Origin of the sequence: Streptomyces seoulensis, assembly GCF_004328625.1 — a bacterium.
In the GTDB taxonomy this organism is placed as follows: domain Bacteria; phylum Actinomycetota; class Actinomycetes; order Streptomycetales; family Streptomycetaceae; genus Streptomyces; species Streptomyces seoulensis.
Genome location: NZ_CP032229.1, coordinates 2749653 through 2769928, shown reverse-complemented (window position 1 = coordinate 2769928; position 20276 = coordinate 2749653). Strand labels below are relative to the sequence as shown.

At 72.0% G+C, this 20276-nt stretch carries 17 protein-coding genes; 8 read left to right on the top strand and 9 right to left on the bottom strand.

Annotation, left to right across the window (positions count from 1 at the left end; genetic code table 11):
• Positions 1 to 2 precede the first annotated feature (2 nt).
• Together D0Z67_RS12790 and D0Z67_RS12785 are read left to right on the top strand one after the other, a co-directional pair.
• Positions 3 to 980 carry a hypothetical protein gene (locus D0Z67_RS12790; RefSeq protein WP_031184066.1) on the top strand — a complete coding sequence of 326 codons (978 nt, stop codon included), beginning with the start codon at positions 3 to 5 and terminating at the stop codon, positions 978 to 980.
• Between the two features lie 40 nt (positions 981 to 1020).
• On the top strand, positions 1021 to 1671 hold the full coding sequence (locus tag D0Z67_RS12785) for an HAD family hydrolase (protein WP_420824434.1): 651 nt from the start codon (positions 1021 to 1023) through the stop codon (positions 1669 to 1671).
• A gap of 469 nt (positions 1672 to 2140) precedes the next feature.
• Here the strand turns inward: D0Z67_RS12785 and D0Z67_RS12780 are convergent, their stop codons facing one another.
• The gene (locus D0Z67_RS12780) at positions 2141 to 2392 is read right to left on the bottom strand and encodes a hypothetical protein (protein ID WP_031184068.1); all 252 of its coding nucleotides are present in this window, start codon (positions 2390 to 2392) and stop codon (positions 2141 to 2143) included.
• 162 nt (positions 2393 to 2554) lie between these two features.
• Between D0Z67_RS12780 and D0Z67_RS30405 the strand changes: the two genes are divergently transcribed.
• A complete protein-coding gene (locus D0Z67_RS30405) occupies positions 2555 to 2938 on the top strand; it encodes a cold-shock protein (RefSeq protein WP_031184069.1) in 384 nt (127 codons plus the stop codon).
• Between the two features lie 8 nt (positions 2939 to 2946).
• Here the strand turns inward: D0Z67_RS30405 and D0Z67_RS12770 are convergent, their stop codons facing one another.
• The 4 genes from D0Z67_RS12770 to D0Z67_RS12755 all read right to left on the bottom strand — a co-directional run bounded on the left by D0Z67_RS12770 (position 2947) and on the right by D0Z67_RS12755 (position 6470).
• Positions 2947 to 3795 (bottom strand): 1,4-dihydroxy-6-naphtoate synthase, encoded by an 849-nt coding sequence (locus D0Z67_RS12770; RefSeq protein WP_031184070.1) that lies wholly within the window; start codon positions 3793 to 3795, stop codon positions 2947 to 2949.
• The gene (locus tag D0Z67_RS12765) at positions 3785 to 4504 is read right to left on the bottom strand and encodes a futalosine hydrolase (protein WP_078873727.1); all 720 of its coding nucleotides are present in this window, start codon (positions 4502 to 4504) and stop codon (positions 3785 to 3787) included. The genes D0Z67_RS12770 and D0Z67_RS12765 overlap by 11 nt, the downstream gene beginning before the upstream one ends.
• Before the next feature lie 17 nt (positions 4505 to 4521).
• Positions 4522 to 5007: a hypothetical protein gene (locus D0Z67_RS12760; protein ID WP_031184072.1), complete on the bottom strand. Its 486-nt coding sequence runs from the start codon at positions 5005 to 5007 to the stop codon at positions 4522 to 4524.
• Positions 5008 to 5069: 62 nt separating this feature from the next.
• Positions 5070 to 6470, bottom strand: a complete 1401-nt coding sequence (locus D0Z67_RS12755) for an MFS transporter (RefSeq protein ID WP_051888209.1) — start codon at positions 6468 to 6470, stop codon at positions 5070 to 5072.
• A gap of 281 nt (positions 6471 to 6751) precedes the next feature.
• On the opposite strand from D0Z67_RS12755, the gene D0Z67_RS12750 reads away from it, so the two are divergent.
• From D0Z67_RS12750 to D0Z67_RS12735, 4 genes are all read left to right on the top strand, one after another.
• Positions 6752 to 7678 carry a DUF3027 domain-containing protein gene (locus D0Z67_RS12750; protein WP_031184074.1) on the top strand — a complete coding sequence of 309 codons (927 nt, stop codon included), beginning with the start codon at positions 6752 to 6754 and terminating at the stop codon, positions 7676 to 7678.
• Positions 7679 to 7774: 96 nt separating this feature from the next.
• Complete coding sequence (locus tag D0Z67_RS12745; RefSeq protein ID WP_031184075.1) at positions 7775 to 10906, top strand: sacsin N-terminal ATP-binding-like domain-containing protein; 3132 nt, start codon at positions 7775 to 7777, stop codon at positions 10904 to 10906.
• Positions 10907 to 11056: 150 nt separating this feature from the next.
• Positions 11057 to 11971, top strand: a complete 915-nt coding sequence (locus D0Z67_RS12740) for a hypothetical protein (protein ID WP_031184076.1) — start codon at positions 11057 to 11059, stop codon at positions 11969 to 11971.
• Between the two features lie 164 nt (positions 11972 to 12135).
• Positions 12136 to 12960, top strand: coding sequence for a hypothetical protein (locus D0Z67_RS12735; RefSeq protein ID WP_031184077.1), 825 nt, complete (start codon positions 12136 to 12138; stop codon positions 12958 to 12960).
• A gap of 20 nt (positions 12961 to 12980) precedes the next feature.
• Here the strand turns inward: D0Z67_RS12735 and D0Z67_RS12730 are convergent, their stop codons facing one another.
• The 3 genes from D0Z67_RS12730 to D0Z67_RS12720 form a co-directional block, all read right to left on the bottom strand.
• On the bottom strand, positions 12981 to 15383 hold the full coding sequence (locus D0Z67_RS12730) for an HAD-IC family P-type ATPase (protein ID WP_031184078.1): 2403 nt from the start codon (positions 15381 to 15383) through the stop codon (positions 12981 to 12983).
• 126 nt (positions 15384 to 15509) lie between these two features.
• A complete protein-coding gene (locus D0Z67_RS12725; protein WP_131589643.1) occupies positions 15510 to 17825 on the bottom strand; it encodes a GH92 family glycosyl hydrolase in 2316 nt (771 codons plus the stop codon).
• Positions 17826 to 17986: 161 nt separating this feature from the next.
• Positions 17987 to 18256 (bottom strand): DUF2530 domain-containing protein, encoded by a 270-nt coding sequence (locus tag D0Z67_RS12720; RefSeq protein WP_031184079.1) that lies wholly within the window; start codon positions 18254 to 18256, stop codon positions 17987 to 17989.
• Positions 18257 to 18448: 192 nt separating this feature from the next.
• On the opposite strand from D0Z67_RS12720, the gene D0Z67_RS12715 reads away from it, so the two are divergent.
• On the top strand, positions 18449 to 19900 hold the full coding sequence (locus tag D0Z67_RS12715; protein ID WP_031184080.1) for an NCS2 family permease: 1452 nt from the start codon (positions 18449 to 18451) through the stop codon (positions 19898 to 19900).
• Between the two features lie 40 nt (positions 19901 to 19940).
• Here D0Z67_RS12715 and D0Z67_RS12710 read toward each other — a convergent pair whose 3' ends face one another.
• On the bottom strand, positions 19941 to 20123 hold the full coding sequence (locus tag D0Z67_RS12710; protein WP_030804711.1) for a ribbon-helix-helix protein, CopG family: 183 nt from the start codon (positions 20121 to 20123) through the stop codon (positions 19941 to 19943).
• Positions 20124 to 20276: the final 153 nt, after the last annotated feature.

The window sequence follows — 20276 nt, the reverse complement described above, 5'->3', positions numbered from 1 at the left end:
CGTTGGGGATCGAGAGCGACCAGGTCGTCTACGAGTATCTGAGCCGTGTCGGGGACGTGGCGCAGCAGCGGCAGTTGCCGTCGTCCACCCGCATGCGGCTGGTGTCGGAGCTGCGCAACGAGATCGACCGGCACCGGTCGAGGGCGACGGTGGACAGCCCGGCCGCCGTGCGCCGCATCCTGGACCAGATCGGCAGCCCGGACGACGTGGTGCGGTCGGCGGGCGGGAAGGGCCCGGCGACGCAGCCGCCGCCCACCGCCGTGCCCGCGCAGCCGGAGCCGGAGAAGCCGGAGCGGAAACCGAGGGGGTTCAAGGGGCTGCGCGCCGCCGTGCCCCGGCCGCGTCCGGCCGAGCCGGGGCCCTCCGTACCCGCCGACGGGGCTTCCCCGCCGCATCTCGCGTCCGCCGACGAACTCGGCGAGTCGCTGACCCGGGCCGACTGGTGGCGGGTGCAGGACGGGCCGTTCGGCGCGGCGGCGGCGGACTCGGTGCCGGGGTTCGTCGGCGGGGTGGAGATCCCGGAGATGCTGCGGCGGCCGCCCAAGGAGCCCCCGCAGGAGGTGAAGCCGAAGGAGGTCGTGGCGGACCCCGTCGAGGTGGTCCCGCGCTCCGGGTTCCGGCGGTTCGTCCCGCTCCCCTCGGTCGGCTGGACCAACCCGCTCCTGCTGCTGGGCGCCGCCGCGCTGCTGGCCGGGGCGGTGCTGGGCAACTGGTACGCGCTGCTGCTCGGCTGGCTCATCGCCTACGGCTCCCGGCGGCTGACCCCGGCCGAGACCAAGTGGGCGGTACTGGTCCTGCCCGCGCTCGCCCTCGCGGCCGGGGTGGGCTACCTGTGGGGGCGCGACACCGGGCGCTGGGGGACACCGGTGGCCGAGGGGCACATGAGCGACGCGCTCGCCGAGATGTGGCCGTGGGTGGTGCGGGGGGCGGCGGTGAGTTCCGCGCTGTTCCTGCTCTGGCGCTCGCAGCGGAGGCGGTAGCGGGACCCGGCCCCTCTTCTCGCGACCCCGGCCGGGCACAATGGCGGTCATGCCTGCCGTGTCTCCCGCGTATGCGCCCACCGTCGGTTTCGACCTCGACATGACGCTCATCGACTCCCGGCCCGGCATCCGGGCCTGCTATCTCGCGCTGTCGGAGCGGACCGGGGTGTACGTGGACGCCGACCTCGCGGTGACCCGGCTCGGCCCGCCGCTCACCGAGGAACTGGTGAACTGGTTCCCGGCCGCCGACGTCCCCGCCGTGGCCGACCTGTACCGGTCGATGTACCCCGAGTACGCCATCACCCCCACCCTCGCTCTGACCGGCGCCCGCGAGGCCGTCGACGCCGTCCGTGCCGCCGGCGGCCGCACCCTGGTCGTCACCGCCAAGTACGAGCCCAACGCCAAGCTCCACCTCGCCCACCTCGGCATCGAACCGGACGTCGTGGTCGGCGACCTCTGGGCCGAGGACAAGGCCCGAGCCCTCCGCGAACACGGCGCCCACATCTACGTCGGCGACCACACCGGCGACATCCGAGGCGCCCGCGCAGCCGAAGCCCTCTCGGTAGCGGTGGCCACGGGCCCGTGCAGCGAGAAGGAACTCACCGAGGCAGGCGCAGACACGGTCCTCACAGACCTGACGGCTTTCCCGACCTGGCTGACCACGCACATCACCTCGGCCCAGGGCCACTGATCGGGACTACCCGGGCCGTGCCGACCCCCTATAGGGGGTGTCTTGTCGATCACGCCGGGCTCGCGACGCCTGGCACCGCACCTCGCCGCGTTGTCGTCGGTCCCCGATGCTCCGCATCGACTCCCTCCTCCGCCTTGCGACGCACGGCACCAGACGCCGCTCCCTCATCCGGCCTGACCGACAAGACACCCCCTAGGTCGTGTCCGGAAAGTGGCGCCGTCTGCCCGGAGGGCAGGGCTCGCGGCGTCTGGTGCGTGCGCTCGCAAGGCGGAGGGTCGCCCTCGTACTGGGCGTACGAGGACGATCCCGACGACGCCGCTGGGGGTCCCCCCTGCTCGCAGAGCTTGGGGGAACGTGCCAGGCGTCGCGAGCCAGGCGGGACTTTCCGGACACGGCCTAGGGGCGCGGGGAACTGCGCGACCAGCCACGACGCACCGTCAGCCGCCGACGTGCCGATGCACAGCCAACCTCAGCGCCCCGCCCCCCGGGCCTCGCGCCGACCCGCCGCAACAGAGCGGAGCACTCCCGCCCCCGCGATCAGAAACCCGACCGCCATCAACATGCTCAGACCGAACATGTAGGTCGGGAACGGATCGCTGCCGAGGAACAGCGGCGCCACCGTGACCAGCGTGGCCACGGCACCGAGGAAGAAGACGACGACGCCGGCGCGGATCAGTCCGTCACCGGGCCCGGCGGAATTCGTTTGGGTTTTGTCACGCACCGGACCAGGGTAGTTCCCAGCCCGAGAGAACAACCGGGGAGCACCTTGTCACCCGCCCGAAGACCATTAGCCTTGGTGTCGGCGGGTCATGGTCGACCCGCCACAGTGCTACACCGAGCCGTTTCCGAGCTTTTCCCGACGAGTACGAGGACGAGGACAGACGTGCCCACCGGCAAGGTCAAGTGGTTCAACAGCGAGAAGGGCTTCGGCTTCCTCTCCCGCGACGACGGCGGCGACGTCTTCGTCCATTCCTCGGTCCTGCCCGCCGGAGTCGAGGCACTCAAGCCCGGACAGCGCGTGGAGTTCGGCGTCGTGGCCGGCCAGCGCGGTGACCAGGCGCTCTCCGTGACCGTGCTCGACCCGACCCCCTCGCTGGCGGCCGCCGCCCGCAAGAAGCCCGACGAACTGGCCTCGATCGTGCAGGACCTCACCACCCTGCTGGAGAACATCACGCCGATGCTGGAGAAGGGCCGCTACCCCGAGCGCACCTCGGGGAAGAAGATCGCCGGCCTCCTCCGCGCCGTGGCGGACCAGCTCGACGTCTGACAGCCCCCTCAGGGGAACGCCAGCGCGTCAGGGCCGAGGGCCGGGACGAGGCCCTCGGCCGCCGCACGCGTCAGCAGCCCCCGGATCGCCGCGTACCCGTCCTCGCCGAGGTCGGCGGTGAACTCGTTGACGTACAGCCCGATGTGCTGGTCGGCGACGGCCGGGTCCATCTCCTGGGCGTGCTCCATGACGTAGCCGCGCGACGCCTCCGGATCGTCCCACGCGGCCCGGACCGAGGTCCGGAAGGCGTCAGCGAGCCGCTCAAGGGTCTCGGCGCCCAGCGACCGCTTGGCGATGATCGCGCCGAGCGGGATCGGCAGCCCGGTGGTCCGCTCCCAGTGCTCGCCCATGTCCGCGAGCTTGTGCAGCCCGTACTCCTGGTAGGTGAAGCGGGCCTCGTGGATGACGAGCCCGGCGTCCACCTTGCCGTCGCGCACGGCCGGCATGATCTCGTGGAACGGCATCACCACGATCTCCCCGACGCCCTCCGGGAGGGTGTCCGCGGCCCACAGCCGGAACAGCAGGTACGCCGTCGAGCGCTCGCTCGGCACCGCCACCGTGCGTCCCGTGAGGTCGGCCCCGGCCTCCCGCGTCAGTACCAGCGGCCCGCAGCCCCGGCCCAGGGCGCCGCCGCAGGGCAGCAGGGCGTACTCGTCCAGGACGTACGGCAGCACGGCGTACGACACCTTCAGCACGTCGAACTCGCCGCGCTCGGCCATGCCGTTGGTGATGTCGATGTCCGCGAAGGTCACGTCCAGCGCGGGGGCACCGGGGACACGGCCGTGGGCGACGGCGTCGAAGACGAAGGTGTCGTTGGGGCAGGGCGAGTACGCGATCTGCAGGGGCTCAGTCGTCATGCGTGTTCCAACTCTCCAGTGCGGGCGCTAGCTTCCCGAAGGCCCCGGTGAGGGCGGCGAGCGCGTCGCCGATGCGCCAGGCGTCCCGGTCGCGGGGGCCGACCGGGTTGGACACCGCGCGGATCTCCAGCACCGGCACCCCGTGCGCGGCGGCCGCCTCGGCGACCCCGAAGCCCTCCATGCCCTCGGCCAGCGCGCCGGGGTGACGCTCGCGCAGGGCGGCGGCGCGGGTGGCGGTGCCGGTGACCGTGGAGACGGTCAGCACGGTGCCGGGGCGGGCGCCGGTGGCCGCGACGACTTCTCGTACGAGTGAATTCGGCGGCAGATGGGTGACGGTGCCGAAGCCGAGGTCGGTGACCGGCAGGAAGCCGTCCGGGGTCTCGGCGCCCAGGTCCGCCGCGGTGATCGCGTCGGCGACCACCAGCGAGCCGACGGGTGCCTCCGGCTGGAAACCGCCCCCGATCCCGGCCGAGACGACCAGACCGTAGGGGGTGCCCGCGAGGGCGGCGGCGGTCAGCGCGGCGGCGGTGGAGGCGGCGGCGAGGGCGGGGCCCACACCGGCGGCCAGCAGGTCGAACCCGCCGTCCGTGCGCAGCAGCGTCGCGCCGGGCAGCCGTACCTCGTCGGCCGGGCCCGGAAACGCCCCTGCCACCGCGTCCCGTTCGGCCGGGACGGCGGTGGCGAGAAGGACGCGCTCACGGGCGTTCACGGGATCGGAAGCCTCCGTCAGGAGGTCGCCTTCTTGAGCTTGTAGCTCCACAGACCCTTGGCCGACGACCCGGTGCCCATCTGGATGGACAGCGTGTTGGTGGTGCCCTGGGTGCCGTACTGCGCGTTGAAGAACGCGCTGCCCGGGATGGTGGAGTACGTCTTCTTGCTGACGTCGGTGAACTGGCGGCCGTTGACCAGCAGGACCCAGCCCGCGTCCGCGATCTTCGGGTCGACGCCGACACGCACGGTGTCGCCGTCCGGGTCCACCGTGATCGTCTTCTCGTCGCCGGCCTTCTTCGCGCACTCCGCGAGGGACTTGGCGGTCAGCGTCTTGTCGCCGTTGTAGCAGAGCGCCTCGGAGCTGACCGAGTTGTCCCCGACGGTGACGGTGGAGACGGGCGTCGGCTTGTCACAGGCCGAAAGAGCGAGCAGTCCGGCAAAAACGGCACCGGCGGCGGCGAGCGCCCGGCGGCGTCGCGGGGCGGATTGCAGCGAGGTCATGGCCGAAGGCTATCGGGCCCCCCGCGCGGGGAGTCCACGTGGGGTACGACACGTCCGCTCCGTCAGGCGACGCGTGGCCGGGTCCGGCCCCCGTGCCGGGCCGCCGCCAGCAGGCCCCTGAGGGTGGTCAGCCAGCCCAGGGCCACCAGGGCGGCGGCCACCGCCAGGCCGACGGTGCCGTTGAGGGGCATGACGATGCCCACCGCGCCGCCGAAGACCCAGGCCATCTGGAGGATGGTCTCGGAGCGGGCGAAGGCCGAGCTGCGGACGGCCTCGGGGACGTCCCGCTGGATCAGGGCGTCCAGGGAGAGCTTGCCGAGGGCCTGGGCGAAACCGGCGACGGCGGCCAGGCAGGCCACCAGGACGGCGCCGAAGAACACCGCCGCGACCACGGCGACCCCGAGCGCCACGGCGACCACCGTCACGATGATGATCTCGGGCGCCTTGGAGCGCAGCCACGCCCCCACCGCCGTACCCAGCGCGTTGCCCGCGCCCGCCGCCACGCCGACGATGCCCAGCGAGACGGCCGCGCTCTCCCCGGCCAGCGGGTGCTCGCGCAGCAGGAACGCCAGGAAGAAGATCAGGAACCCGGAGAGGCAGCGCAGCGCCGCGTTGGCGCCCAGCGCGTGGGTCACGGCGGGCCCGACCGTCCGCAGCCCCGGCCGCTTGCCCTGCTGGCGCCGCTGGGCCCCGTGCAGATGCCGTTCGTCCGCCGCGAGCAGCGCCGTGTCCTCGCCCTTGGCCGAGTCCACCGTGCGCGGCAGTGAGAAGGACAGGAACGTACCCGCCACGAAGATGACAAAAGCCCCGTACAGCGGCCAGGGGTCCCCGACCGTCTGGAGCCCCGCCCCGATCGGCGCCGCCACCCCGGTGGCCAGCAGCCCGGCCAGCGTGACCCGTGAGTTGGCCTTGACCAGGGAGAACGCGGGCGGCAGCAGCCGGGGCACGACCGCGCTGCGCACCACCCCGTACGCCTTGGACGCCACCAGCACCCCGAGCGCGGCCGGATACAGCTCCAGGCCGCCGCTCGCCACCGCCCCCGACAGCACCAGCGCCAGCAGCGCGCGGGCCAGCATCGCGCCCGCCATCGCGGCCCGCCGCCCGTGCGGGAGCCGGTCCAGCAGCGGGCCGATGACGGGGGCGAGGACGGTGAAGGGCGCCATGGTGATGGCGAGGTAGAGCGCGACCCGGCCACGGGCCTCGTCGGTCGGCACCGAGAAGAAGACCGTGGAGGCCAGCGCCACGGTGATCATGACGTCCCCGGCACCGTTCACCGCGTGCAGCTCGATCAGTTTGCCGAGCCCCGACTCGCCCGCCCCGTGCGCGTGGGTGACCCTCCGGATGCCGCGCGCCGTGCCGGTCACTGGCAGATGCAGGGCACGGCCGACGGAGCGGACGACACCGCCGACGCGGCCCGAACCGCCGCCACCGCGCCCCCTGTCCGTGGCTGCCACGTGCTTCATAGTGCCCCGAGTGGCCGTCCGATGGGCGGTTTGCGGCCAAGCGAGTCGACCCGGACCCGTGAAGATCCATCGCTTCGGAACCCGCCGGGTGGCCGCGGACTGTCCCCCACCACGGGCGACGGGGTAGCGTGCGTATCTCAGCCATAACGCAGAATGGATGGCAGAGGTGCGCCCGCGCGTGATCGGACGCGGACGTCGATGCGGCCCACAGGTCCGCTCCGTCCGCTTCACCGCCGGAGTGCATCCGCACTCGTAGACGGCGTAGGAGAGAAGCGATACCTGTGAGCGCAGCGACCACGCGAAGCCGCACCCCTGACCGCCTGTGCGCCGAGGCGGTCGACCTCGCCCGCACCGCAGCGGAGGAGGCGGCCGCTCCCGGCGTCGTCGGTGAGCACATCGGCGTGGTGTCGGAGGGTGACCGAGTGGTCACCCACTTCTTCGAGTGCAAGGAACCGGGCTACAGGGGCTGGCGCTGGGCCGCCACCGTCGCCCGCGCCTCCCGCGCCAAGATCGTCACCCTGGACGAGGTCGTGCTGCTGCCCGGCCGCGACGCCCTCCTCGCCCCCGAGTGGGTGCCCTGGAGCGAGCGGCTGCGCCCCGGCGACCTCGGCCCCGGCGACCTCCTGCCCACCGACGAGGAGGACCTGCGCCTGGAGCCCGGTTTCTCCGGCGAGGAGGAGCCGCCGCCGAACTCCGCGCTGGCCGGGGGTCTGACGGAGGTGGCCGAGCGTGAGGACGCCGAGGTCACCGCCGGCGGCCCCGCCGTCCAGGCAGGGCCGCCCGCGCGCGGCTCGATCACCTCGGTCGCCGAGGAACTGGGCATGCGCCGCGCCCGCGTGCTGTCCCGCTACGGCCTGCATGTCGCCGCCGACCGCTGGGAGGAGGCGTTCGGTCCGAAGACCGCGATGGCCCAGGCCGCCCCGGCCACCTGCGCGACCTGCGGTTTCCTCGCCCCGATCGGCGGCTCGCTGGGCCAGGCGTTCGGCGTCTGCGGCAACGAGTTCTCCCCGGCCGACGGCCGCGTGGTCTCCCTCGCCTACGGCTGCGGCGCCCACTCCGAGGCCGCCGTCATGCCGACCCCGCCCCGCCCGCCGCTGCCCGTGGTGGACGAGACGCAGGTCGACCCGTTCCCGCTCCGGCCCGCCGCCGACTCCGGCTCGGTCCCGGCCGAGGGCGACGCCGAAACGGCGGAACTGGGCCACTCGTAACGAAACGACGGGCCCGCCCGCCCGCACGTACGCCGCGCGGGACGGGCCGTCAGGTCGCTGTACCTTCAAGACTCACGTCGATGATGGAGAGTGACCGTGAGCAAGTACGTGCGGCCGGCGGCCGAGGGCGCCGACCCCTTCGGCACCGCCCGGCTCCGCCGCGGTGTCCTCGACGCCTGGGCCACCAGCCCCGCCCGGTTCCGTGAGGACGCCAACGCCGAGGAGGACCTCGTCCTCGGCGGCTACCGCGACCGGCTCGTGGTGGAGCTGGCCCAGAACGCCGCCGACGCCGCCGCCCGCGCGGACACGCCCGGACGGCTCCGGCTCACCCTCAAGGGCGGTGTGCTGATCGCCGCCAACACCGGCGCGCCCCTGGACGCCGCCGGAGTCGAGTCGCTGTCCACCCTGCGCGCCTCCGCCAAGCGGGAGCGGTACGACGAGCACGCCACCGTCGGCCGGTTCGGCGTCGGCTTCGCAGCCGTGCTCTCCGTGACCGACGAACCCGCGCTGGTCGGCCGGCACGGCGGGGTCCGCTGGTCGCTGGCCGAGGCCCGCGAGCTGACCGGGGAGACCTCCCGGCACAGCCCCGGCCTGGGAGACGAGGTGCGCCGCCGCGACGGCCACGTCCCGCTGCTCCGGCTGCCGTTCGCGGCCGAGGGCACCGCGCCGGACCCGTACGACACCGCCGTCATCCTGCCGCTGCGCGACGCGGCCGCCGCCTCGCTGGCCGAGCGGCTGCTGGACGCCGTGGACGACTCGCTGCTGCTCGCCCTGCCCGGCCTCGAAGAGGTCGTCGTCGAGGTCGAGGGCCGCGAGCCGCGCACCCTGCGCCGCAGCACCGAGGACGCCGTCACCGTCGTGGACGACTCCCGCGACGGCACCACCCGCTGGCGCACCGTCGCAGCCCACGGCCCGCTCGACGCCGCCCTCCTCGCGGACCGCCCGGTCGAGGAACGGCTGCGCCCGCACTGGTCGGTCACCTGGGCCGTGCCCGAGGACGGCGAGGGCCGCCCGGTAGGCCCCCGCACCGCGCCCGTGCTGCACGCCCCCACCCCCAGCGACGAACCCCTCGGCTTCCCCGGCGTGCTCATCGCGTCCTTCCCGCTGGACACCACCCGGCGGCACGCCGCGCCCGGCCCGCTCACCGACTTCCTGGTGGAGCGCGCGGCCGACGCCTACACCGAACTCCTCTCCGGCTGGCGCCCGGTGACCGAGGGCGCCATCGGCCTCGTCCCCGGCCCGCTCGGCAAGGGCGAGCTGGACGGCGCGCTCCGCCAGGCCGTGCTGGACCGGCTGCCGCGCACCGCGTTCCTGCCCCCGGCGCTGCCCCCGCACGGCGACGACGAACTGCCCGAGGCGCTGCGCCCCCGGGACGCCGAGATCGTGGAGGGCGCGGGCGCGGACACCGTGCGCGTCCTCGCCGAGGTGCTGCCGACCCTGCTGCCCGCCGGTCTGGAACGCCGCCCGGAGCTGCGCGCGCTCGGCGTGGCCCGGCTGCCGCTGGCCGACGCCGTGGACCGGCTCGCCGGTCTGGAGAAGGAGCCCGAGTGGTGGTGGCGGCTCTACGACAGCCTCGCCGGGGTCGACCCCGAGCGGCTGTCCGGGCTGCCCGTGCCGCTCGCCGGGACCGGCCGGACCACGATCGGCCCCCGCCAGGTGCTGCTGCCCGCCCCGGACGCCGGCGCGCCGGACGCCGAGGTGCTGGGCCGGCTCGGCCTGAAGATGGCCCACGCGGACGCCGCCCACCCGCTGCTGGAGAAGCTCGGCGCGCTGCCCGCCACCCCGCGCGCGGTGCTCACCACCCCGCAGGTCCGCGCCGCCGTCGCCGCCTCGCTGGACGACGACGGCGGGGCGATGTGGGAGGAGGACGCCCCCGGCGCCGACGAACTCGCCGACACCGTGCTGGCGTTGGTGCGCGACGCGAACCTGGAGCCCGGTGACGAGCCCTGGCTCGGCGCGCTCGCGCTGCCCGACGAGGACGGCGAACTGGCCCCCGCCGGTGAACTGGTCCTGCCGGGCAGCCCGTTCGCCCGGGTGATCCGCGACGGCGAACTCGCCGCCGTCGACGCCGAGCTGGCCGCGAAGTGGGGGGCCCAGCCGCTGGCCGCCTGTGGGGTGCTGGCCGACTTCGCGCTGGTCCGCGCCACCGACGTGGTCCTCGACCCGGACGAACTGGAGCCCCGCGACAGCGACTTCGCCGAACCCGACGACGCCGGGCTGCTGGACGCGGTGGACGTGTGGTCCGAGGACATCCTCGACCGCTTCCCGGACAGCCCCGTGCCGCCGGTCGCCACCGAACTCGTCGCCGTGCGCGACCTGGACCTGGTGGACGACGACCGCTGGCCCGAGGCCCTCGCCCTGCTCGCCCAGCCCCCGCTGCGCGACGCCCTCGTCCAGCCGGTCCGTGTCCTCCTCCCGGACGGCACCCACGAGGTCGTACGGCCCTACACCGCCTGGTGGCTGCGCGGGCACCCGGTGCTCGACGGCCGCCGCCCGGCGGGCCTGCTGGCCGCGGGCGGCGACCCACTGCTGCGCGGCCTGTACGACGAGGCGGACGCCACCGGCTTCCACGACGAGCAGGTGCTCCGCGCCCTCGGGGTGCGCACCTCGGTGGCCGCGCTGCTGGACGAGCCGGGCGGCGCCGCCGAACTCCTCGACCGGCTCGCCGACCCCGACCGGCCGGTGACCCCGGTCCAACTGCACGGTCTGTACAGCGCGTTGGCCGACCTGGACCCGGAGCAGGTGACCCTCCCCGACGAACTGCGCGCGGTACGCGACGGGCTCGCGGTCGTGGTGGACGCGCGGGACGCGGTGGTCGTCGACTCGCCCGACCTGCTGCCCTTCACCTCCGGAGTGCCGCTGCTCCCCGTACGGCCGTCCCTGGCCGGCTCGTTGGCCGAGCTGTTCCAGGTGCGGCGGCTGAGCGAGTCCGTCACCGGTGCGGTGGACTCCGAGGGGGCCGAGCATGAAGTCCCGGACGCCGTGCGGGCGTTGCTCGGGCCGGGGGCCCCGGCCGGCTATGTCGAGCACGACGAACTCCTCGTGGACGGCGTCGAGATCGACTGGCGTCTCACCGACGACGGTGTCCTCCACGCGGCCACCCTGGAAGGCGTCGCCGCCGGTCTCGCCTGGGCCGCCGGCCAGTGGCCCCGGCGCTTCGAGGTGGCCGCTCTGCTGGAGGACCCGTCCCGCACGGAGGAACTGGCCCGGGACCGTTGGTTCGACTGAAATACGCCGCCTGAGCTGGGGCTTCACAGGTTGGTCGCAGAATCTTCGATTCCCGTACAACCGTCCCCTCGTGTCGCACGTCTGATCGTGTGAGCCAACAGGCTCACACGTTCAGGGGGGTCCCACCCTCCACAACGCAGGGGAACGCACATGCGTATTCGCGCTTCCGTGGCCGCCGTGACCGGCGCCCTGGCCCTCTCCGCCCTCGCCGTCCCGGCCGCACAGGCCGCCGGTCACCCCGTGGCCTCCTCCGAGAAGTCGGTCGCGAGCAAGGTCCTGCACGCCTCCCACGGCGTCAAGGGCTTCGGTGTCAGGACCCAGGGCACGCCGTACGACATGGACGTCACCTTCTCGAAGGTGAACGTCAAGAGCGGCAAGAACATCGTCGTCGGCACCACGAACGTGGTCCGGGTCCCGGTGTCCTACACGCTGACGCACGGCGTGGACGTCGACATCGACGCCCCCGACTTCGTCACGGGCCTCGCGCTGTACCGGGGTACGTCGTTCGACTACGGCGACAACGAGATCGACAGCGACCCGGCCGTCTGCACCGCGACGTCGGCGACCGTCGCCTCCTGCAAGGCCACCGTCGAGATCGACCCGATCTTCCTCTTCAACGAGGACGCGGCCACCTGGAAGACCGCGGCCTTCGCCGTCGCCTTCAACGGCCAGGACCCGTTCGACCCGCAGGACCTGAGCAAGGTCGGCGTCGCGGTCAAGGACAAGGCCGCCTCCAACAAGCTCCAGCGCTACTCCCGCCAGACGGTCAACGCCTCCCCGGAGCCGGTGAAGAAGGGCAAGACCATCACCGTCACCGGCGCGCTGACCCGCGCGAACTGGGACGACTCCCGCTACCACGGCTACACCTCGCAGTCCGTGAAGCTTCAGTTCAAGAAGAAGGGCGCCAGCGCCTACACCACGCTGAAGACGGTCAAGACGGACTCCAAGGGCAACCTGAAGACCACCGTCAAGGCCTCCGTCGACGGCTACTTCCGCTACAGCTTCGCCGGCACCTCGACCACCCCGGCGATCGACTCGACCGCCGACTTCGTCGACGTGCGCTAGTCCGCGAGTGGTGAGCGGTGTACGGGCGGGCTCCTGACCAGGCAATGAGTAGGCAAATTCCGGTCAAGGAACACCCCGCCCGTACAACCGTGCGGACCTCTCACGGATCTGATCACCCGAGTCGACCGACTCCCCGATCACTTCTCCCCCAGAGGGAAACGCACATGCGCATACGTGCCACCGTGGCCGCCGTCACCGGCGCCCTGGCTCTCGCCGCCTTCGCCGCTCCGGCCGCGCACGCCGCACCGGCCACGCCGTACACGATGAACGTCAGCTTCTCGAACCTGAAGATCGCCTCGTCGATCAAGGTCGGTACCACCAGCAAGGTCAGCACCACCTACTCGTACACGCTGACCCACGGCACGGACGTCAAGGCGACCGCCGCCGACTTCTACAGCGACGCCTACCTCTACCGAGGCTCCTTCGCGGACCCGTCCGCCACGGTCGAGGGCGACGACTTCGCCACCTGCAAGGTCGTCACCAGCACCACGCTGACCTGCACCGGCACCATCGACGTCTACCCGTCCGACGGCGACCTGACCGCCGCCGACGCCGGCAAGTGGTCCCTGGCCGCCGAGGCGACCGCCTTCAACGGCCAGAACCCCTCCAAGCCGGACTACAGCAAGGTCGGCTTCAAGGACCAGGGCGGCATGGGCACCACCAGCCTGCTGCGCTACTCCAAGCTCACCACGGACGCCTCGCCCGAGCCGGTCAAGAAGGGCAAGACCATCACGGTCACCGGCACCCTGACCCGCGCGAGCTGGGACTACAACAAGTACTACGGCTACGGGGCGCAGTCCGTGCAGCTCCAGTTCGCCAAGAAGGGCTCCACCACCTGGAGCACCCTCAAGACCGTCAAGACGGACGCCAACGGCAAGCTGAAGACCACCGTCACCGCCTCGGTCGACGGCGCCTTCCGCTACGTCTACGCCGGCGTCTCCACCACGGCGGCCGTCACCTCCGGCGGCGACGCGGTCGACGTGCAGTAACCCCCGCCGTGGGGTGACCCTCACACCGGGAAGCGGCGGCCGACCCATCGCCACACGAGTTCCAGGGCGGCCGCCGCCACCACCGCCACTCCGACCGCCGTCCACGGCATGACGTTGCCGACCAGGCGCAGGGCGAAGAAGTCCTGGAGCCAGGGGACGGTGAGGACGAAGAGGAAGGCGACGCCCATCGCGGCCACCAGGGCCACCCGCCACCAGGTGTAGGGGCGGGCGACGATGGCGAGGACCCACATCGATATCAGGAACAGGGTCAGCGTGGCCGCGCTGGTCTCGGCGGACAGCGCGCCCGCGCCCGTGTAGTGGTGCCGGGCCAGCAGATACGTCACGAAGGTCGCCACCCCGGCCAGCAGCCCGCCCGGTATCGAGTACCGCATCACCCGGCGCACGAAGTGCGGCCGCGCCCGCTCCTTGTTCGGCGCCAGCGCCAGGAAGAACGCCGGGACGCCGATGGTGAGCGTGGACAGCAGCGTCAGATGCCGGGGCAGGAACGGGTACTCCACCTGCCAGCACACCACCAGCAGCGCCAGCAGCACCGAGTACACCGTCTTGACCAGGAACAGCGTCGCCACCCGCGTGATGTTGCCGATCACCCGGCGGCCCTCCGCGACCACCGAGGGCAGCGTGGCGAAGCTGTTGTTCAACAGCACGATCTGCGCCACCGCGCGCGTGGCCTCCGAGCCCGAGCCCATCGAGACGCCGATGTCGGCGTCCTTCAGGGCCAGGACGTCGTTCACCCCGTCGCCGGTCATCGCGACGGTACGGCCCTCGGACTGGAGCGCGCCGACCATCTCCCGCTTCTGCTGCGGGGTGACCCGCCCGAACACCGTGGCCCGGTCCACCGCCACGGCCAGGCCGGCCGGGTCCGCGGGCAGCTTCCGCGCGTCCACCGCCTTCCCGGACAGCCCCAGCTTGTGCGCGACCGCGCCCACCGACACCGCGTTGTCCCCGGAGATCACCTTGGCCTGCACGTCCTGGTCGGCGAAGTAGCGCAGGGTCTTTGCCGCGTCCGGGCGCAGCCGTTGCTCCAGCACCACCAGGGCCACCGGCCGGGCCCCGCGCGCCGGGTCGGGACCGTCCAGGTCACGGGCGGCGCGGGCCAGCAGCAGCACCCGCAGCCCCTGCTCGTTCAGCCGGCCGGTCTCCGCCAGCGCGGGGTCGTCGGGGGCCAGCAGCACGTCAGGGGCGCCCAGCAGCCATCCGGCCACCTTCCCGTCCCCCTCCTCGAACGCGGCCCCGCTGTACTTGCGGGCCGAGGAGAACGGCAGCGTGCTCACCGGGCGCCGGTCCCCGCCGTGGCCGTCCGGATAGGCGTCGATGATGGCCTGGAGCGAGGCGTTGGGACGCGGATCGGACGCCCCGAGCGCGGCCAGCACCTCCCGCACCCGGCCCTCGTCCGCCCCGTTCAGCGGTTTCAGGCCGGTCACGTCCATGCCGCCCTCGGTGAGCGTGCCGGTCTTGTCCAGGCAGACGGTGTCCACCCGGGCCAGGCCCTCGATCGCGGGCAGCTCCTGCACCAGGCACTGCTGTCGCCCCAGCCGGATCACCCCGATCGCGAAGGCCACCGAGGTCAGCAGCACCAGCCCCTCCGGGACCATCGGGATGATCCCGCCGATGGTCCGGGCCACCGAGCCCTTGAAGTCGTTGCTCTTCACCACGAGCTGGGTGACGATCAGGCCGAGCGCGGCCGGGACCATCATCCAGGTCACGTACTTCAGGATGGTCGAGATCCCGGACCGCAGCTCGGAGTGGACCAGCGTGAACCGGGAAGCCTCCTCGGCCAGTTGGGCCGCGTACGCCTCCCGGCCCACCTTGGTCGCCTGGAAGGCCCCGCCGCCCGCGACCACGAAGCTGCCCGACATCACCGGCTCGCCGGGATGCTTGACCACCGGGTCGGCCTCGCCGGTCAGCAGGGACTCGTCCACCTCCAGACCGTCGGCCTCGGCGCACACCCCGTCCACCACGATCTTGTCGCCGGGCCCGATCTCCACCAGGTCGCCCAGCACGATCTCGCTGGTCGGCACCTGGACCGCCCGGCCGTCCCGGCGCACGGTCGGCCGGGACTCCCCGATCACCGCGAGCGAGTCCAGCGTCTTCTTCGCCCGCCACTCCTGCACGATCCCGATCCCGGTGTTGGCGAGGATCACGAACCCGAACAGGCTGTCCTGGATCGGCGCGACGAACAGCGTCACCACCCACAGCACACCGATGATCGCGTTGAACCGGGTGAACACGTTCGCCCGCACGATCTCGCCCAGCGAGCGGCTGCTGCGCACCGGGACGTCGTTGACCTCCCCCCGTGCCACCCGCTCCGCGACCTCCGCGCGGGTCAGGCCCGCCGGCCCGGTGGTGGGCGGCGCGACCGGGTGCACGGGGTCCAGTCCGGCACCCGCGTCGACATTCGTCATGCATCCGACGTTACGTGCCGAATCCCCGCTTCACCTGCCGGGCGGACCGATCTCCGGGTAACGCCAGGGGCGCCCCCGAGAAGGTCTCGGGGGCGCCCCTGATCAAGCCCCGGAGCAGGCCCCGGATCAGCCCAGCGCGGGCGGTCCCGCGTCGGCCCCGGTGCCCCATGAGGAGGGCGCCGGCCCGACGGTGAAGGACAGCGAACGGTGCGCCCGCAGCGCCCCGGTGGTCAGATACGTCCGCCCGTACGCGGCGCCGTCCAGCCGCGCCGACCGGACATAGCGGGTGTCCGCCGAGGTGCCCGGCGCGGTGATGGTGAGCGCGCCGTGCGGGTAGTACCGGCGGTCCAGGGTGAGGTCGACCCGGTCGAACACCGGGGTGGACAGGCCCCAGGTGTCGTAGCCGGGCTGGACCGGGAAGACGCCGATGGACGACAGCACGTTCCAGGCGGACATCGTGCCCAGATCGTCGTTGCCGGTCATCCCGGTCGGCCCGTCCGTGAACAGGGTCAGCGCGGCATGCACCACGTCCGTCGTCTTCCACGGCTGCCCGGTGGACAGATAGGTGTAGGGCGCGATCAGGTCGGGCTCGTTCTGCGGGTTGTACTTGTCCGCGTTGTAGTAGTCGTACGGCCCGTTCACCCACACCTCGCGGGCGGTCTTCGCCGGGTCCTCGGTCAACTGCCCGTAGGCGAAGAAGGAGTCGAGCCGGTCGTTGGCCGCCTGCTTGCCGCCGATCAGGTCCACCATGCCGGGCAGGTCCTGCGGTACGAGCCACTGGTACTGCCAGGACGTGCCCTCGTGGAAGCCCTCGCTCTTGGCCGGGTCGGCCGGCCCGGTGAAGGCGCCGGAGGCGTCACGGGCGCGGAAGAAGCCGGTCGAGGGGTCGAAGATCTTCCGGTAGTTCCGTGCCCGCGCCGCGTACCGGTCCGCGTCCGCTCGGTGTCCGAGGTCGCGGGCCATCCGGGACAGCATCGCGTCCGACAGCGCGTACTCCAGCGTGGCCGACGCCCCGTGGTCGTAGTCCGAGTCGCCGGGCTTGGCGTGCGGGCGGTCCTTGACGTAGGGGGCGAAGCCGTCGGCGAGGTACTCCCGGTTGGCCTCCCGGCCCACGGCCGGCGAGTCGGCGGGCGGCACGCCGTCCGCGTTCTTCTTCAGCGCCCTGTAGGCCCGGTCCTCCCAGCCGTGCAACAGCCCCTGCTGATAGGCGTTGGTGAGGAACGGCGTGACCGGGTCGCCGGTCATGATGTTGGTCTCGACCGTGCCGTACCCCCACTTGGGCAGCCAGCCGCTCTCCTCGTCGATCCGGATCACCGAGATCGCCATGTCCCGCGCCTCACGCGGCGCGAGCAGCGAGAGCAGCTGGGACTGGGTGCGGTAGGTGTCCCAGAGCGACCAGTTCTGGTAGTAGGTGAAGCCCTGGGTGCGGTGGATCTTCTGGTCCCAGCCGGTGTAGCGGCCGTCGGTGTCGCTGCCGATGTTCGGCGCGAGGAACGACCGGTACAGCGAGGAGTAGAAGGTCCGGCGCAGCGTGTCGCTCCCGCCGCGCACCCGCACGTCGCCCAGCCGGTCCTCCCAGGCCCGCTGGGCCGCGCCGCGCACCGCGTCGAAGGACCGGCCGCCCTCGGCGCGCAGATTGCCGAGCGCGCCCCGCGCGTCCACGTAGGACAGCGCGGTGGTGGCCTCGACCGTGCGGTCCTTCCGGGTGTCGAACCGCAGGTAGGCGCCGTCCGCACCGGTCTTCGCGCCGTCGCTGAGGGTGGACCCGGTCCAGGTGCCGTGGGCGGTGAAGGGGCGGTCGAAACGGGTGACCGTGTAGAGCGTGTAGGGGACCGTGTCCTGGCAGAAGCCGCGGCCGGTGAGCCTGGTGCGCACGGTGTGGTCGTCCAGGATCTCGACGTCGGTGGCGACCTTGGTGTGCAGCGACTGGCCCGCGTTCAGCAGGACGTTGGCCTTGTCGGTGGCCGGGAAGGTGTAGCGCTGCACGCCGGTGCGGGCGGTCGCGGTCAGCTCGGCCTCGATGCCGGAGTCCAGGCCGACGCGGTAGTAGCCGGGGCTCGCGGACTCGTCGTCGTGGCTGAACTTCGCGGCGTACTTCGCGTAGTCGGTGGTGGTGACGTCACCCGTGGTGGGCAGCACCGGGAGGTCACCGCCGAGGCCGCAGCCGACGCCGGAGAGGTGGACCAGGGAGAAGCCCCGGATGTGGTCCTGGGCGTAGTCGTAGCCGGTGTTGTGGCCGGTGTCGGGGGAGAGCTGCACCATGCCGAACGGCACCGCCGCGCCGGGATAGGTGTTGCCCTCGTTCTGGGTGCCGATGAACGGGTTGACGAGGCCGGTCAGCCGGGCGGGCGGGTCGGCCTGCGCGTGGGCGGGGGTGGCCAGCAGCGCGGTCGCCGCCAGCGTCCCGGCCATGAAGCGGCCGATATGCCGTGTCCATGTCATGCAGAAACCTCTGAGGTGGTGGGCCGGAGTTGCTCAGGGGTGGTTCAGGACAACGTTGTCAGCGCTTTGGGCGCGCGCAGTACAACGTTGTCATCGGACAGCAGTGGGCATGACAACACGAAACCCGCATTCCCGTCCAGAGGTCCCGCACGACCCGGAGGTCACTCGGCGGGGACGGTCTCCCGCTCGGCTGCGGCCCGCTTGATCGCGGCGTCCCGCCCGCGCACGTACCAGATGCCGATCAGGCCGAGGCCGGCCCCGGCCAGGCAGGTCCACACCCACCACAGGTGGCCGTGGTCCTCGAACCAGCCGTAGAAGGGGAGCTGGACCAGGAAGAGGACGAACCAGACGATCGTGCCGCCGGTGATGGTGGCGACCACGGGACCCTCCAGGGGCTCCGGCGCTTCGTGCTGGGGGGTCCACTTCGTCATGGGCACAGCTTACGAGGCGCCATGCCGCGCCCGGCAGTCCGCTGCCCCAGGGACATTCGGTGAATATCTACGCGCGGAGATAGCGATCTAGGCTTCATACGTTCATACTGAAGCGGTTTGTCTTTGACTGTTTCTGTTCGTACGAAACTCCAAAGGGGCTCGGGGGAACCCTGAATGGTGAAGAGGACTCGCATGCCCACCTCGGCCACGGCCCAGGCTCCTTCCCCCGAACAGCCAGGCGGAAAGCCCTCCCAGAGCGCCGTCGACCGCTACTTCAAGATCTCCGAGCGCGGCAGCTCCGTCGCCCGGGAGATCCGGGGCGGTTTCGCCACGTTCTTCGCGATGGCGTACATCATCGTCCTGAACCCGATCATCCTCGGCAGCGCCAAGGACATGTACGGGCACCATCTGGACAACGGCCAGCTCGTCACGGCCACCGCGCTCACCGCCGCCTTCACCACCCTCCTCATGGGCGTGATCGGCAACGTCCCGATCGCGCTCGCGGCCGGGCTCGGCGTCAACACGGTCGTCGCGCTCCAGCTCGCGCCGCGCATGTCGTGGCCGGACGCGATGGGCATGGTGGTGCTCGCCGGCTTCGTGGTGATGCTGCTGGTCGCCACCGGTCTGCGCGAGCGCGTGATGAACGCGGTGCCCTACGGGCTGCGCAAGGCCATCGCCATCGGTATCGGCCTGTTCATCATGCTGATCGGCCTGGTCGACTCCGGCTTCGTCACCCGTATCCCGGACATCGCCCAGACCACCGTCCCGCTCCAGCTCGGCACCGGCGGCCACCTCACCGGCTGGCCGGTCCTGGTCTTCGTGCTCGGTGTCCTGCTCACCCTCGCGCTGATCGTCCGCAAGGTGCCGGGCGCGATCCTGATCTCCATCGTGGCGATGACCGTCCTCGCGGTGATCATCAACCTGGTCGCCAAGGTGCCGTCCTGGGGCCTGACCACCCCGAAGTGGCCGGGCAACCCGGTCGCCACCCCGGACTTCGGGCTGATCGGCAAGGTCAGCCTGTTCGGCGGCTTCGGCAAGGTCGGCGTGCTGACCGGCGTCCTCTTCGTCTTCACCGTCCTGCTGTCCTGCTTCTTCGACGCCATGGGCACGATCATGGGCGTCAGCGACGAGGCCAAGCTGACCGACGCCCAGGGCCAGATGCCGGGCATCAACAAGGTCCTGCTGATCGACGGCCTCGCGGTCGCGGCGGGCGGCGCCAGCTCCTCCTCGGCCACCACCTGCTTCGTGGAGTCCACGGCGGGCGTCGGCGAGGGCGCCCGTACGGGTCTCGCCAACGTCGTCACCGGCGCGCTGTTCGGCGTCTCGCTGTTCCTCACCCCGGTCGCCACCATGGTGCCGTCCCAGGCCGCCACCCCCGCGCTGCTCGCGGTCGGCTTCCTGATCCTGGCGGGCTCGATCCGGGAGATCGACTGGGCCGACTTCACCATCGCCATCCCGGCCTTCGTGACCATGGTGATGATGCCGTTCACCTACTCGATCACCAACGGCATCGGCATGGGCTTCATCACCTTCGTGGTCCTCCGCCTGGCCGCCGGGCGCGGCCGGGAGGTCCCGGTGGCGATGTACGTGGTCGCGGCCGTCTTCGGCTTCTACTACCTGATGCCGGCCCTCGGTCTGACCTGACCGGGGCGCGGCTGAGGTCTTCTGCGGGGTCACATGAGTCTCATGTGACCCCGTAGAACTTCTCGGTCTCGTCGACGGCGGTCTGGAACCGCTCGTCGAAGTCGTCCCTGACGAGCGTGCGGATCACATAGTCCTGCACGCTCATTCCCCTCCTGGCCGCGCGTTCCCGGAGCCTCTCTAGCAGCTCCCCGTCCATCCGCAGGCTGAGCACACTGGTCCCCATGCGTACGAGGGTCGCCACATCCCGCCACCCGATGGGTCACTTTTCGGAACCGACTCACTCGTACGGGTGACGATTGAACACAGTGGCGGACATCACCAGGCGTGCCGTGCGGGGTGGTGTTCCTTAGTGAGAGTAATGAGTTAGGCTAAAGAC

What these genes read in the sequence shown, in the direction of transcription:
- D0Z67_RS12785 (WP_420824434.1), top strand. Translation starts at nt 1,021, where the DNA reads ATGGCGGTCATGCCTGCCGTGTCTCCCGCGTATGCGCCCACCGTCGGT.
- D0Z67_RS12770 (WP_031184070.1), bottom strand. Translation starts at nt 3,795, where the DNA reads ATGACGACTGAGCCCCTGCAGATCGCGTACTCGCCCTGCCCCAACGAC.
- D0Z67_RS12760 (WP_031184072.1), bottom strand. Translation starts at nt 5,007, where the DNA reads ATGACCTCGCTGCAATCCGCCCCGCGACGCCGCCGGGCGCTCGCCGCC.
- D0Z67_RS12755 (WP_051888209.1), bottom strand. Translation starts at nt 6,470, where the DNA reads ATGAAGCACGTGGCAGCCACGGACAGGGGGCGCGGTGGCGGCGGTTCG.
- D0Z67_RS12740 (WP_031184076.1), top strand. Translation starts at nt 11,057, where the DNA reads ATGCGTATTCGCGCTTCCGTGGCCGCCGTGACCGGCGCCCTGGCCCTC.
- D0Z67_RS12735 (WP_031184077.1), top strand. Translation starts at nt 12,136, where the DNA reads ATGCGCATACGTGCCACCGTGGCCGCCGTCACCGGCGCCCTGGCTCTC.
- D0Z67_RS12730 (WP_031184078.1), bottom strand. Translation starts at nt 15,383, where the DNA reads ATGACGAATGTCGACGCGGGTGCCGGACTGGACCCCGTGCACCCGGTC.
- D0Z67_RS12725 (WP_131589643.1), bottom strand. Translation starts at nt 17,825, where the DNA reads ATGACATGGACACGGCATATCGGCCGCTTCATGGCCGGGACGCTGGCG.
- D0Z67_RS12720 (WP_031184079.1), bottom strand. Translation starts at nt 18,256, where the DNA reads ATGACGAAGTGGACCCCCCAGCACGAAGCGCCGGAGCCCCTGGAGGGT.
- D0Z67_RS12715 (WP_031184080.1), top strand. Translation starts at nt 18,449, where the DNA reads ATGCCCACCTCGGCCACGGCCCAGGCTCCTTCCCCCGAACAGCCAGGC.
- D0Z67_RS12710 (WP_030804711.1), bottom strand. Translation starts at nt 20,123, where the DNA reads ATGGGGACCAGTGTGCTCAGCCTGCGGATGGACGGGGAGCTGCTAGAG.